General features: G+C 49.8%; 11 protein-coding genes. 2 read left to right on the top strand and 9 right to left on the bottom strand.

The annotated features are described in order from the left end of the window. Positions 1-60: 60 nt before the first annotated feature. Positions 61-1,257: a phosphoribosylaminoimidazolecarboxamide formyltransferase gene (locus GPK83_RS07390; protein WP_215704416.1), complete on the bottom strand. Its 1,197-nt coding sequence runs from the start codon at positions 1,255-1,257 to the stop codon at positions 61-63. 26 nt (positions 1,258-1,283) lie between these two features. Further along, the gene (locus GPK83_RS07385) at positions 1,284-1,997 is read right to left on the bottom strand and encodes an IMP cyclohydrolase (protein ID WP_215704415.1); all 714 of its coding nucleotides are present in this window, start codon (positions 1,995-1,997) and stop codon (positions 1,284-1,286) included. Between the two features lie 305 nt (positions 1,998-2,302). Between GPK83_RS07385 and GPK83_RS07380 the strand changes: the two genes are divergently transcribed. After that, positions 2,303-3,166, top strand: coding sequence for a hypothetical protein (locus tag GPK83_RS07380; RefSeq protein WP_118298166.1), 864 nt, complete (start codon positions 2,303-2,305; stop codon positions 3,164-3,166). Between the two features lie 132 nt (positions 3,167-3,298). Further along, on the top strand, positions 3,299-3,928 hold the full coding sequence (upp, locus tag GPK83_RS07375) for a uracil phosphoribosyltransferase (protein WP_015554563.1): 630 nt from the start codon (positions 3,299-3,301) through the stop codon (positions 3,926-3,928). Between the two features lie 173 nt (positions 3,929-4,101). Here upp and GPK83_RS07370 read toward each other — a convergent pair whose 3' ends face one another. The 7 genes from GPK83_RS07370 to GPK83_RS07340 all read right to left on the bottom strand — a co-directional run bounded on the left by GPK83_RS07370 (position 4,102) and on the right by GPK83_RS07340 (position 13,554). Continuing rightward, on the bottom strand, positions 4,102-4,779 hold the full coding sequence (locus tag GPK83_RS07370) for a UDP-N-acetylglucosamine pyrophosphorylase (RefSeq protein ID WP_215704414.1): 678 nt from the start codon (positions 4,777-4,779) through the stop codon (positions 4,102-4,104). A 112-nt stretch (positions 4,780-4,891) separates the two neighbouring features. After that, positions 4,892-6,946: a DNA topoisomerase gene (locus GPK83_RS07365; RefSeq protein ID WP_215704413.1), complete on the bottom strand. Its 2,055-nt coding sequence runs from the start codon at positions 6,944-6,946 to the stop codon at positions 4,892-4,894. After that, positions 6,849-7,868 carry a DMT family transporter gene (locus GPK83_RS07360; protein ID WP_252196263.1) on the bottom strand — a complete coding sequence of 340 codons (1,020 nt, stop codon included), beginning with the start codon at positions 7,866-7,868 and terminating at the stop codon, positions 6,849-6,851. The genes GPK83_RS07365 and GPK83_RS07360 overlap by 98 nt, the downstream gene beginning before the upstream one ends. Before the next feature lie 95 nt (positions 7,869-7,963). Next, positions 7,964-9,016 (bottom strand): aldose epimerase family protein, encoded by a 1,053-nt coding sequence (locus GPK83_RS07355; RefSeq protein WP_215704412.1) that lies wholly within the window; start codon positions 9,014-9,016, stop codon positions 7,964-7,966. 238 nt (positions 9,017-9,254) lie between these two features. Then, entirely contained in the window at positions 9,255-10,340 is a 1,086-nt protein-coding gene (asd, locus tag GPK83_RS07350) for an aspartate-semialdehyde dehydrogenase (protein ID WP_215704411.1), read from the bottom strand. Between the two features lie 167 nt (positions 10,341-10,507). Next, a complete protein-coding gene (deoD, locus tag GPK83_RS07345; RefSeq protein WP_215704410.1) occupies positions 10,508-11,221 on the bottom strand; it encodes a purine-nucleoside phosphorylase in 714 nt (237 codons plus the stop codon). Between the two features lie 86 nt (positions 11,222-11,307). Then, on the bottom strand, positions 11,308-13,554 hold the full coding sequence (locus GPK83_RS07340; protein ID WP_215704409.1) for a DNA topoisomerase (ATP-hydrolyzing): 2,247 nt from the start codon (positions 13,552-13,554) through the stop codon (positions 11,308-11,310). Positions 13,555-13,557 lie beyond the last annotated feature (3 nt).

The following is a 13,557-nucleotide window of genomic DNA, read 5'->3' as shown; positions in this document are numbered from 1 at the left end:
CATATACCAACGCCCCTTTTCTTTTAATTTTACCAGAAAAGGGGCATGTTCACAATTTATTTACTCATGCGTTTTTCGTGAGTGGTGGAACAGACGAATACCGGTGAATGCCATCGCCATTCCGTATTTGTTGCACACATCGATCACGTTGTCGTCACGGACAGAGCCACCCGGCTGTGCGATATACTTCACGCCGCTCTTGTGGGCACGCTCAATATTATCACCGAACGGGAAGAAGGCGTCGGAACCGAGAGCCACATCCTGCATCTTGTCGAGCCATGCGCGCTTCTCCTCCTTTGTGAATACCGGCGGCTTCTCAGTGAAGACCTTCTGCCACTCACCCTCAGCGAGAACATCCATATACTCGTCCCCGATATAAACGTCAATGGCGTTGTCGCGGTCCGCACGTTTGATCTTGTCGATAAACGGAAGGTTTAATACCTGCGGAGCCTGACGGAGAAACCAGTTGTCTGCCTTCTGACCCGCAAGACGTGTACAGTGGACACGGGACTGCTGACCTGCGCCGATACCGATGGCCTGTCCTCCCTTCACATAGCATACGGAGTTGGACTGTGTGTACTTTAAGGTGATCAGTGAGATCATAAGGTCGATCTTTGCGGAATCCGGGATTTCCTTGTTCTCCGTCACAACGTTCGATAAGAGCTCCTTATCGATCTTTAAGTTGTTTCTTCCCTGCTCGAAGGTCACGCCAAATACCTGTTTGTGCTCGATCGGTGCCGGAACGTAGGACGGATCGATCTGGATCACATTGTATTTTCCATTCTTTTTCTGTTTTAAGATCTCAAGAGCTTCCGGTTCATATCCCGGAGCGATCACGCCGTCGGATACCTCGCGTTTGATAAGCTTTGCGGTGTCAACATCGCAGACATCGGAAAGGGAAATAAAATCGCCGAAGGAAGACATACGGTCTGCGCCTCTTGCTCTCGCGTAAGCACTTGCAAGCGGGGAAAGCTCACCGAGATCGTCCACCCAGTAGATCTTTCTTAAAACTTCATCCATCGGAAGACCTACTGCGGCACCTGCCGGGGAAACATGCTTGAAGGAAGTAGCTGCCGGAAGACCTGTCGCTTCCTTTAATTCCTTGACGAGCTGCCAGCCGTTCAACGCGTCGAGAAGGTTGATGTAGCCCGGCTTTCCGTTTAAGACTGTGATCGGAAGATCACTTCCGTCTTCCATGTATACACGAGATGGTTTCTGGTTCGGGTTGCATCCGTATTTTAATTCCATTTCATTCATGATTTGTTTTTCTCCTTTTGATACGACTAGTGATTTTTATTTACAATTCTTGTCTCATACTTTCCGGTCTCGATATCGATGAATCTGACAAAGAGGGAAACCTTGTTGTCCTCATTCAGGCTCTCCCATACATTCTTTGTGAAGCTGTCGATATCGCCCTCAATGGCAATGCGCTTCGGCTCACCCTCAAAGCTCGGAAGCGGATTTCCGTCGTTCATGTAGGTGTGGATGAAACGTCCCTCACCGCTTAATGGCTTCTCATATGCGTATGTAAAGCGGCTGCAGCTATCCGGGTTTCCATCACTGCTCTTTAAGATGGACATCGCAAAGTTGTAGTTCCCGTTCTCAATGTGCATGATTCCGGAGATTCGCGGAGTGTAGTTCGGGCCGTCCGGCTCAAACTCGCGGCAGCGCAGGGACTGCTCGAAGGTCTGCTGGCGGTCCATTCCGTCGTAGATCGTATCTGTCTGGTCGCCGTTTGTCACGATGGTCTTATTTCCGAGAACGCGCACCGGGGCGTAGATGATAAGGCTCGGGTCCTCTAATTTTGACGGATCAAACGCCTGAGTACGGATTCCTTCACCATCCTCTACAAAGACACGGTTGCGGCTGTTGCTGCTTCTTCCCATAATAAAATATGCGGTCACGGCTGTCTTTCCATCGGCTGATTTTCCGATCACGATTCCTCTTCCCGGATAAGAATTGTTTTTTAACTCCTCTGAAAGTGATAATAACTTCATGGAAGTACTCCTCCTGTTTTCGTATAAGATCACCGGAATTTGTACCGGCGACGGGTTTTAATTTTATGATAACATACTTCCTGCAGATTGAGTATTTAAAATTACTTATCAACGATCCCGGCGTTTTCTTATGAAATGCTTTCATTTATTTAAAAAAATCGTAATGTGGCGTTCATGTACAAGAGGCAGGTCTTCATGATATAATATAACTGTCTTAGAAAGATAAACCTGGTACCGGACAGGCTTTCTTCCATTCGCCTATTCCGGTGCCGCATTAAAATACGATAAAAGGAGCTGATCTTCTTATGAGAAAAAATCTTTATAAATTTGCCGCTTTGACAATGTTTGCCGCATTATCCATCACCGCATGCAAAAAACACGAGGCTGTGGACATCTCTGGAATTCATACGTCCGCTGCGGAGACCATGGCGGAAACTACTTCCAATGAAACAAAGGCTGATCCGGCAGCAGACAATTCAAAAAGTGACTCCTCAAAAACTGATGCTTCAAAAGCCGGATCTTCTGAGGTCGAGACGCAAAAGGATTCCAACGCCTCCGACGCGTTAAGCGTGAAATCGAAGATCGCGACCGAAAAGACCGGAAAGGTCTCCATCGAATACCCGATCCTCTCCAATCTCCGTGATGCATCCATGACCCAGGCCGTCAATGAGCTTTTAAAGAAAGAGGCGACCTCGATCATCACTGCCTGGGAACTGGACACCGAAAAGGATGAGGTTTCCATCAACTGTGATCTGGTATCCCTCGATAAAAACAAGGCGGTATTTACATTCCACGGAATGGTAAACGTTGCAGAAACAGCCCATCCGTCAAATGTGCGCTATGCCGTCTCTGTGAACTTAAATACAGGATCACCAATCGGTCTGACTGCGTATGCAGATGCGGATTCCATCGCGGAATATCTTTCTTCCGATAACGTTGTGGTGGTAGAACCGGCGGACACAGCAGCTGAAGTAAAGGATTCCATCAAGTCCAGTGGAAAAGAACTCTGGCAGACGGTTTTTGCAGAATGTGATTTTACTTCCGTAAAGGACGGGACATTCCCACAGGCGTTTTCCTACGAAAAAGACGGAGATATCTACCTGATCGTTCCGGTGAGCCATGCGGCGGGTGATTATGCCCTTGTAAAATATTCACCGGAAACAAAATAACAATAGATGATCTGAGAAACGATCCGGTTGATTTCTATCCTGCGTTTTGGTATGATAGAGGGAAGGAAAAAACATGATCTGCCGGATCGGTCTATAGGCTTTGGCAGATCACAGAAAGGCTGGTATCTATTAATGGAAAATGTAACGTATATTGACCACCCGCTGGTTCAGCACAAGATCTCCATGTTAAGAAAGAAGACCACAGGAACAAATGAGTTCCGTACTCTTGTTGAGGAGATCGCAACTCTGATGGGATATGAGGCACTCCGCGATCTCCCTCTGGAGGACGTTGAGGTCGAGACTCCAATCGAGACATGTATGACCCCGATGCTTGCAGGCAAGAAATTAGCCATCGTTCCGATCCTGCGCGCAGGTCTCGGAATGGTAAACGGTGTCCTTTCCCTCGTTCCGTCCGCGAAGATCGGTCATATCGGTCTCTACCGCGACGAGGAGACCCATGAGCCTCATGAGTATTTCTGCAAGCTTCCGAATCCGATCGAGCAGAGAACCATCGTTGTCACAGACCCGATGCTCGCTACCGGCGGTTCCGCAGTTGCAGCTATTGATTTCATCAAGCAGCACGGCGGAAAGCATATCAAATTTATGTGCATCATCGCTGCCCCGGAAGGTGTAAAGAGACTCCACGAGGCACATCCGGATGTACAGATCTATGTCGGACACCTTGACCGTGAATTAAACGAGAACGCGTACATCTGTCCGGGTCTCGGAGATGCCGGAGACCGTATTTTTGGCACGAAGTGATTTAAGAGTATAGGTTCCCATACTAAAAATAAAACCACGATATTTGTTAAAACTCAACATATGAGTTTATAGATAAATATCGTGGTTCTTTTTTTTATTATTGCATCTCATATTGCAGAAAAATCATCGCATGGATCGTTCTTTCACTGCCTCGTTCCTTTTGCAGTTATCAATTACTCCTGCACTTTCTTGGCAATCTCGCCCTGCTTCTTATAGATGGAATTCTCATCCACACATCCACGGACGCTGGATAACGGGTAGATATTGCAGTTCCTTCCAATAACAGTTCCTGGATTCAGAACAGAACCGCATCCGATTTCCACGCAGTCACCGAGCATCGCACCAAATTTCTTGATCCCTGTCTCGATATCGCCGTCCTCGGCATGAACCTTCACGAGAAGCTTGTCGGATTTCACGTTTGAGGTGATGGAACCGGCTCCCATGTGGGCGCGGTAGCCTAAGATGGAATCTCCCACATAGTTGTAGTGCGGAACCTGGACCTTATCGAACAGGATCACGTTTTTTAACTCCGTGGAGTTTCCAACAACAGCACCCTCGCCGACTAAAGCATTTCCCCGGAGGAACGCGCAGTGGCGGACCTCTGCGTCCTTTCCGATAATGATATTCTCACCGAGGTACGCACTCGGCATCACCTTTGCGGTCTTATGGACCCATACAGTCTCCCCGCGCTTCTCGTACTCATCCTCCGGGAGTGTCTTTCCAAGTTCGAGGATAAACTCCTTGATATGGGCAAGTGCCTCCCACGGGTAGGTAAACTGGCGGAGGAAATCCGCAGCCTGGGTGTGGGAAAGGTCATAAAGATCGACGATCTTAGTCTCTTCTTTTTTCATAATGATTCTCCAATCTGCCATCTTGCCAGACAGCATTTATTTACGGCTGGACCGCCGAAAGCATTTTCGATAAGCTTTTGCAAACGGCTGCAGCATTGAAACAGACCTGTTGCTATTTTTTATAGAACTGAGCCGCAGCGTCAAAATATGGCCGCAGCATATAGGCGTTGTTCGTCTGCTTGACACCGTTTGTCCTGAGCGTCACAAAACGCTCCAGCTTTTCCATGTACTCATCCGGCGTGATGGTTCCCTCCGCCACGTAAGTGAGGCCTTTTTCCCAGCTTGCCGTGAGTTCCGGATTCAGGAGCTGCCGCATGGACGCCTGGCAGACATCGAAGACAATCTCCCCGAGAAGTGTCGGCGTGATGACCTGGGTCTTCTTCGCCAGTGCCAGATACTTGATGTTGAACAGCTTTTTTAAGATCTCCGCCCGGGTGGCGCTCGTTCCGATGCCGCTTCCCTTGATCTGGGCCCGCAGGTCCTCATCATCGATGAGCTGGCCCGCGTTCTCCATGGCAAGGATCATGGAACCGGAGGTGTAGCGCTTCGGCGGAGATGTCTCGCCTTCCTTGATATCAAATTTTAAAAGCTTTAATTTCTGTCCTTTTTTCAGGCCGGACAGCATGGCAAGAAGATTCTTTGCCTTCTCATCATGACCTGGATCCAGTTCTTCCGCCTGGTTTTCCTGTCCTGCGCCGGAATTTTCACCCCGGCTGTTTCCAGAATTTTCCATTTTTTTCTTGGACGGGACGTTCGCAACCTCCAGGTATCCCGCCTCCGCAAGGACCTTATATGCCGCGAAGAACTGTTCTCCCTGCTTTTCAATCCGCAGGGAAAACTTCTGGTAGACTGCAGGTGGATAAAAAATGCTTAAAAAACGCCGTCCGATCAGCTCATACACCTTTGCAGCCAGCGGGTTGAGACTTCTCAGTGCTCCAAATCCCTGCCCCGTCGGGATGATGGCGTAGTGGTCGGTGATCTGCTTATCGTTCACATACTTTGTCCGAGCGATCAGCTTCCAGGTTCCGCTGTCCAGCGCCTTCGCGGCAAAGTCCGCGAGAAGCCCGAAATTCCGGAGTCCGCCGATATTTTTATAGATCTCCTTCGCCACCGCAGTGGAGAGAACTCTGGCGTCTGTTCGAGGGTAAGTCACCAGCTTTTTCTCATAGAGCTCCTGGATGATCTTTAAGGTCTCATCCGGGCTGATCTTGAACATCTTCGAACAGTCGTTCTGGATCTCCGCAAGGTTATATAAAAGCGGCGGATTTTTCGTCTCTTTTTTCTTATCCAGGGCGATGAGCGTTCCTTCCATCGGGTCGGCGCTTAAAAAGCGGATCAGCTCCTCCGCTGTCCTATGCTCTTTAAATCCGTTTTCCTTATAAAGCGCCGGTGTGCCGAAGTATCTGGAGCCTTCCACCGCTCTCCATTCCGCCTCGATGACCGCGGTCTCATGATCCGGGACATCGAAGGAACCGATGACGCGGTAGAACGGGGTCTTCACGAATTCCCGGATCTCCCGCTCCCTGCGGACCACCATACCGAGGACACAGGTCATCACACGGCCGACGGACAGCACCGCCCGCTTTTCCCTCAGGTAGGACGCCACCGATGGGCCGTATCTTAAGGTGAGCACCCTGGAAAAATTGATACCCATCAGGTAATCTTCTTTTGCTCTAAGATATGCGGAGGCTGCAAGGTTGTCGTACTCCGCAAGGTCCTTCGCCTCCCGGACGCCCCGGAGTATCTCATCCTCGGTCTGGGAGTCGATCCAGACACGGCGGCGGTTCTTTCCCTTTACCCCGGCCATCTGCTCCACCAGGCGGTAGATGTACTCTCCTTCACGCCCGGAGTCAGTGCAGACATAGATCGTGTCCACGTCCGACCGGTTTAAGAGCCCGCTCACGATCTTAAATTGTTTTTTTACATCGTCGATCACCTGGTATTTGAATGTCTTCGGGAGAAACGGCAGGGTTTCCATGCTCCAGCGTTTCAGGGCCGGATCGTAGGCATCCGGGTAACTCATGGTCACCAGATGACCCACACACCAGGTCACGATAGCCTGGTCGGACTCAATATATCCGTCTCCTTTTCTCCCGGAAACCTTTAGCGCCTTTGCAAATTCCTGTGCGACGCTGGGCTTCTCGGCGATAAATAGTGCTTTTCCCATGAAACCTCTTTCCTGTTTTTATTGACTTCATAGCTGCTATTTTTTTCTTCTGCGGGAGCTCCGATAAAAGAACTGCCGCGAACATCAGCGCACATCCGGCCAACATCTTTCCTGTCAGTACATCCTTTAAAAAGATCACGGAAAACAGAGTTCCGAACACCGACTCCATGGAAAGAAGGATCGCCGATGTAGATGCGCTCAGATATTTCTGTCCGCTGTTCTGTAAGAGATAAGCCACTGTGGTGGAGAAGACTGCCAGGTATAGCAGTCCCCCGATCAGAGACTTATCCATCAGAACCGTGAAATCAAAGGATCCGTCAAGAAACGGTGCGCAGATCCAGTTGAAAATAGCTGCTACAAGGATCTGGATCACCGTCAGGGCGATCGGGTCGTGGCATTCTGTAAACTTGTCGATAAATACCATGTGAACCGCAAACATCAGACCGCAGACCAGCGTCAGAAAATCTCCGTAATTGATCGAGAGATCTCCCTGCAATGACAAAAGCGCAAGACCGATGACCGCGAGAAACGCGGCGGCGATATTCCGGCCTGTAGGTCTCTTTTTACTGACGACCCAGTAGAGGAACGGCACGATGATGACATACAGCGTTGTGATAAAAGCATTCTTGCTTGCTGTCGTGTGCTTCAGACCGTAGGTTTGGAACTGATAGGACAGGCAGAGAAAAGCGCCTAAGATCACGCCGCAGAGGACCGTCTCCCGGTCTGCTTTCATCATATTTTTATGGAACAACAGGGCGAGCAGTACCGCGGACATGGAAAAGCGGACCGCCAGAAGGTATGTCGGCGGGATCACATCCACAGAATTTTTCATAACCACGAAGGCAAATCCCCAGATCATCGTCGTAAGGATCAGTCCCATGGATGCCAGGATTTTGATGCTGCGTTCACTTAAATTATTCATATCAATAATTCCTTAGTAGTTTTATGCAAAGCAAAAATCTCATCGGCGCAGCCGATCTGGAATGGATTTTTGCTTGTAACCATGAAGGGTTGTCATTATTTTTCATAAATATAAAAACGATATCCTGTCGCAGACGTCCACTCTTTCCCTGCCTTCACGATCGGTGATGGGAAGTGCGGTTTGTTGACAGCATCCGGGAAGTTCTGGGTTTCAAAGCAGAATGCGGTCCTTGCATGGTAGAACGCACCTTTCTTTCCTTTCTCCTGCTCAAGCCAGTTAGCAGTATAGAACTGCACGCCCGGCTGGTCTGTATAGACATCCATCGCTCTGCCGCTCTCCTCGGAGAAGATCTGCGCGGCAAGTCCGAAGTCGCCGCGGACATGGGAGAGACACCAGTTATGGTCGTATCCACGTCCCATGACAAGCTGGTCGAAATTCTCATCGATCCGATCCCCGATCACATGGAAATCCGTGAAATCCATCGGAGTTCCCTTTACCGGGCGGATCTCTCCAGTTGGGATCGATGTCTCATCGGACGGGGTGTAAAAATCTGCAAGAATTCGAGCTTTGTGGTCAAGGATGGAACCTCCGTTATTGCCGAGGAGGTTGAAATATCCATGGTTTGTCAGGTTCACCGGTGTGTCCGCATCGGAAAGGACACGGTATGTCAGCGTCAGCATATCCTCGTCTGTCAGCGTATATGTGACGGATACGATGGCGTTTCCCGGATATCCCTGATCTCCGTCCGGGCTCAGAAGTGTGAAGGTGACAGCGTTTTCCGCCTCTTCCTTCGCGTTCCAGAGACGCGCGTCATAGTAATCCAGACCGCTGTGCAGGTTGTTCGGTCCATTGTTCACCGCCAGGGTATACTCTTTTCCGTTCAGGGAGAACTTTCCCTTCGCGGTGCGGTTTGCGATCCTGCCCACAACGGATCCGAAATGCGGACCATTGTTTAAATAACCAACTGCGTCGTCAAATCCCAGCATCACATCGTCCATAACCCCATTTTTATCCGGAACGACCATGCGGACCCAGACAGCGCCGAGATCTGTGACGGATGCCTCAAGACCATTCTTGTTTGTTATGGTGTAGAGGCTTACCTCTCTTCCATCCGGCATTTCCCCAAAATGCTCTTTCTTCACTGACATAAAATTACCTCCTCGGTTTCGATCCTTATAAAACAGAATGTGCCTTGACACATTCGCGCGGTCACTTGCGACAGGCTGCATCTTCGCGCAAGTGCGCATCTTTGGTACGTTACGAAACAGCATCAGGTCATATACAGGCATATGTACTGATTCGCTGTCCGCGTAAAAAGGACCCGCAAAAATAGCGGGCCCATGAATTACGTTCTGATCGACAGATGATAACGGATATCCGTCGATATTATTTTGCAGAAATATATCCCTGCTTTGTGAGAAGCTCTGCGCAGAGAACGGCTCCGCCTGCAGCACCGCGGACGGTGTTGTGGGACAGACCGATAAACTTCCAGTCATAGACGGTGTCTTCTCTTAAGCGGCCGATGGATACGCCCATTCCCTTCTCAAAATCAACGTCCAGCTTAACCTGCGGACGGTTGTCCTCTTCCATATACTGGATGAACTGCTTCGGTGCGCTCGGAAGCTCTAACTTCTGCGGAAGTCCCTTGAAGTTTACAAGCTTTTCAATGAGCTGTTCCTTGGAAGCTTTCTTTCTGAATTTTACGAATACAGCAGCTGTGTGGCCGTTTAATACCGGTACCCGGACGCACTGGCATGTGATCACCGGCTCTTTTGCCTTTACGATCACGCCGCCTTCTAAGTGACCCCAGATCCTAAGCGGCTCCTGCTCACTCTTCTCTTCCTCGCCGCCGATGTACGGGATCACATTCTCTACCATTTCCGGCCAGTCCTTAAAGGTCTTTCCTGCTCCGGAAATAGCCTGATATGTAGTAGCGACTACCTCGTACGGCTCGAACTCTCTCCACGCACTGAGTGCCGGAGTGTAGCTCTGGATCGAGCAGTTCGGCTTTACTGCGATAAATCCGCGGGTCGTGCCGAGTCTCTGCTTCTGGAACTTGATCACCTCAAAGTGATCCGGGTTGATCTCCGGAATTACCATCGGAACATCCGGTGTCCAGCGGTGCGCGCTGTTGTTGGAAACCACCGGAGTCTCTGTCTTCGCGTAAGCTTCCTCGATAGCGAGGATCTCTTCCTTTGTCATATCAACGGCGCTGAATACGAAATCAACGGTCTTGGATACCGCATCCACGTCATTTACATTCATAACAACTAAATTTTTAACTTTTTCCGGCATCGGAGTCGTCATTTTCCAGCGTCCTCCAACTGCCTCCTCATATGTTTTTCCTGCAGAACGCGGGCTGGCTGCCACGGTCGTCACTTCGAACCATGGATGATTCTCAAGGAGAGAGATAAATCTCTGTCCTACCATACCTGTTGCTCCAAGGATACCAACTCTAAGTTTCTTTTCCATCACACATATCTCCTCATCTCAGCCCGTCAGCCGGTATCAGCTGCCAGCCTGCCATTTTCCACCCGTCGCGGACATATGTCTCTATGCGCAACACTTGTGTTGTTGTCTATCCTAACTCAAAACGACAAAAAATGCAAGTGTTAAATGCCATTGCAGAACTGTAACGATTAAAGAATCTCAAGAGCTACGTGGATCATATCCGCAAAAGATGTTTCTCTTTCTTCTGCAGTAGTCTTCTCGCCTGTCACCATAGAGTCAGATACGGTCAGAATGGAAAGTGCACGAGCCTTTGACAGTGCCGCATTCGCGTAGAGAGCTGCTGTCTCCATCTCCACTGCAAGGACACCCATATCGGCAAACTGGAGTCCCTCGTGTTTTTTCTTCTCCGGCTCGTAGAAAAGATCGGAGGTCAGCACGTTTCCGACGTGATACGGGAGGTTTTCCTGTTCTGCATGGAAGACAGCCTTGATCAGAAGGCCAAAGTCCGCGATCGGTGCGAAATCGCCCGGAAGACCGAATTCTCTTACATAGTTTGTCTGTGTGCAGGCACCCATCGCGAATACAAGATCACGGATATGGACATCTTCAGAAATTGCTCCGGTCGTGCCTACACGGATCAGCGTCTTAACACCGTATCCTTCGATCAATTCATGAGAATAAATTCCGATAGACGGACAGCCCATTCCTGTTCCCATGACAGAAACAGGTTTGTCGCGGTAAAATCCGGTGTAGCCGAACATATTTCTTGTAGCATTGAACTGTTTCGCACCGGCAAGGAAATTTTCAGCTATAAATTTTGCGCGGAGCGGATCACCAGGAAGTAAAATAGACGGCGCAATCTCGCCTTGTTTTGCGGCAATATGAGGTGTAGGTGTATTCATATGATTTCTCCTTTTCATCGGACAGGATCTGTCCGGGTCATAGTCTTAAGTTCCATTATGTCACGAGCATCTTTCAGCTATCTCTATTATAACCTAACTTTCGTTCCTTTTCCAGCCCTCTTTGCTGCTTTCAGCCGGTTGAGGGCAACTTCTTTTCCTTTATAATCCGCGGTTCCGTCCATATCCGGCAGATATACATGTTCCAGCGTATCTTCCTTTTCCAGCCGGATTCCGCAAACACCGCGGCTGTTCTTTTTGAGCTCCGGGATTTCCTCCATCTGGAACTTTAAGAACATTCCGCCAACGGTCTGCAGGACTACGTCGCGGGTTCCGTCGATCTCTGTGCCGATCTCGCGGATCTCCGTAAGTTTATCCCCTTCTGCCAGCTTTGTTGCCACAACAGTCCTGTTCGCTGTTACAAATTCCTCTCCCGGAACGATCTTCACCGCCGCCTGGGCCGTCGCGAACAGGAATTTCTTACCGGTAAATCCGGATGCCGGAAGCATAAAGAGGATCGTCTCCGTCTTCCCATCAAATTTGCTGACGTTCTCGATGGGGATTCCCTTGTCTTTCATCTTCAGTGTCGGAAACTCCGCAACCTTCACCTGGTACATGTTTCCGGTATCTGAGAACATGCAGAGCTTATCGTCCGTCATCACCGGAAGTACCCAGACATTCTCGCTGTCCACGGTCTCCTGGTTCCTCTCGTAGATGGAGCGGTCCATGGTCTTGCAATAGCCGAAACGGTCCATGACGAAAATCACTTCCTTCGCCTCTTCCTTCGCCTCCACGTAAACCATCTCTTCGCCGTCCTCAATGAGTGTCCTTCTCGGTTCTGCGAACTCTGCCTTGATGGAGTCAAGGTCTTCCTTGATCACCACATCCATATTCTTCTGGTTGGAAAGAATATGCTTATATTCACGGATCTTCCGCAATGTCTCCTTGTATGCTTTCTGGAGCGCAAGGATTTCAAGACCGATGAGCTTGTAGAGACGCATCTCCAGGATCGCCGTCGCCTGGCGCTCAGTAAAGTGAAGATTCTTCGCATCCGCCTCAAAGCCCGGCACACGGAACTTGATCTTCTCCGTATTTCCGGTCATCAGGCATTCCTTCGCGTCCTTCATGTTCTTTGATCCCCGGAGAACGGCAATAATGAGGTCGATCACATCGCACGCCTCGATAAGGCCTTCCTGCACTTCCTTCTTTTCCATTTCCTTCTGGAGAAGAACATTGTACTTCTTCGTCATGTTCCGGTACTGGAACTCCAGGAACGTATTTAAGATCTGTTTGAGGTTCATGGTCTCCGGGCGTCCCTCGTCGATAGCCAGCATGTTGACGCCGTAGGTGTCCTCAAGCTTTGTCTTCTTATAGAGGATTGCCTTGATCCTATTGACATCCGCGTCCTTCTTTAATTCCAGGACGATGCGGATCCCTTCTTTGCTGGACTGGTTTGAGATATCAACCACGTCGGTGAGCTTTCTCGTCTCAACGAGATCTGCCACATCCATGAGGAACTTGTTGATTCCCGCACCGATCATCGTGTATGGGATCTCCGTGATCACCAGTTTGTCACGGTCTGCCTTTCTTCTTCCGAGCTCAACCTCGATTCTTCCGCGGAGCCTGATCTTTCCGGCACCGGTCTCATAGATCTGTAAAAGATCGCCCTTATTTGCGATAATCCCACCGGTGGGGAAATCCGGTCCCGGCATATACTGCATCAACTCTTCTACGGTGAGAAGCCGGTTATCGATATAGGCCTTTACCGCGTCGATAACTTCCCCTAAATTGTGGGGTGGAATGCTGGTGCTCATGCCGACAGCGATTCCCTCGGCACCGTTTACGAGAAGGTTCGGCACGCGGACCGGAAGGACCTCCGGCTCCTTCTCCGTCTCATCGTAGTTGGAGACGAAATCCACCGTCTTATCGAGGTCTTTTAAGTAGACTTCCTCCGCAAATTTCTTTAAGCGCGCCTCGGTGTATCGCATGGCAGCGGCTCCGTCGCCCTCGATGGAGCCAAAATTTCCGTGTCCGTCCACCAGTGCCATTCCCTTTTTAAAGTCTTGGGACAGGACAACCAGAGTCTCGTAGATAGAACTGTCGCCGTGCGGGTGGTATTTACCCATGGTATCGCCAACGATACGTGCCGACTTTCTGTGGGGCTTATCGTGATCTAAGTGAAGCTCACTCATATCATAGAGGACACGGCGCTGTACCGGCTTTAAACCATCTCTGGCATCCGGGATCGCACGGGAGGTGATGACGCTCATGGAGTAGTCCAGATAGCTCTTCTGCATTTCCTCCGAATATTCAGTTCGCAATATTTTTTCAGACATGGT

The sequence above is a fragment of the Clostridium sp. MCC328 genome, assembly GCF_018785465.1.
Lineage (GTDB): Bacteria > Bacillota > Clostridia > Lachnospirales > Lachnospiraceae > Pilosibacter > Pilosibacter fragilis.
This window is presented reverse-complemented; position numbering and strand designations above follow the sequence as displayed.

Coding starts and splice junctions, on each gene's coding strand:
- GPK83_RS07390 (WP_215704416.1), bottom strand. CDS start 1,257: ATGAATGAAATGGAATTAAAATACGGATGCAACCCGAACCAGAAACCA.
- GPK83_RS07385 (WP_215704415.1), bottom strand. CDS start 1,997: ATGAAGTTATTATCACTTTCAGAGGAGTTAAAAAACAATTCTTATCCG.
- GPK83_RS07380 (WP_118298166.1), top strand. CDS start 2,303: ATGAGAAAAAATCTTTATAAATTTGCCGCTTTGACAATGTTTGCCGCA.
- upp (WP_015554563.1), top strand. CDS start 3,299: ATGGAAAATGTAACGTATATTGACCACCCGCTGGTTCAGCACAAGATC.
- GPK83_RS07370 (WP_215704414.1), bottom strand. CDS start 4,779: ATGAAAAAAGAAGAGACTAAGATCGTCGATCTTTATGACCTTTCCCAC.
- GPK83_RS07365 (WP_215704413.1), bottom strand. CDS start 6,946: ATGGGAAAAGCACTATTTATCGCCGAGAAGCCCAGCGTCGCACAGGAA.
- GPK83_RS07360 (WP_252196263.1), bottom strand. CDS start 7,868: ATGAATAATTTAAGTGAACGCAGCATCAAAATCCTGGCATCCATGGGA.
- GPK83_RS07355 (WP_215704412.1), bottom strand. CDS start 9,016: ATGTCAGTGAAGAAAGAGCATTTTGGGGAAATGCCGGATGGAAGAGAG.
- asd (WP_215704411.1), bottom strand. CDS start 10,340: ATGGAAAAGAAACTTAGAGTTGGTATCCTTGGAGCAACAGGTATGGTA.
- deoD (WP_215704410.1), bottom strand. CDS start 11,221: ATGAATACACCTACACCTCATATTGCCGCAAAACAAGGCGAGATTGCG.
- GPK83_RS07340 (WP_215704409.1), bottom strand. CDS start 13,554: ATGTCTGAAAAAATATTGCGAACTGAATATTCGGAGGAAATGCAGAAG.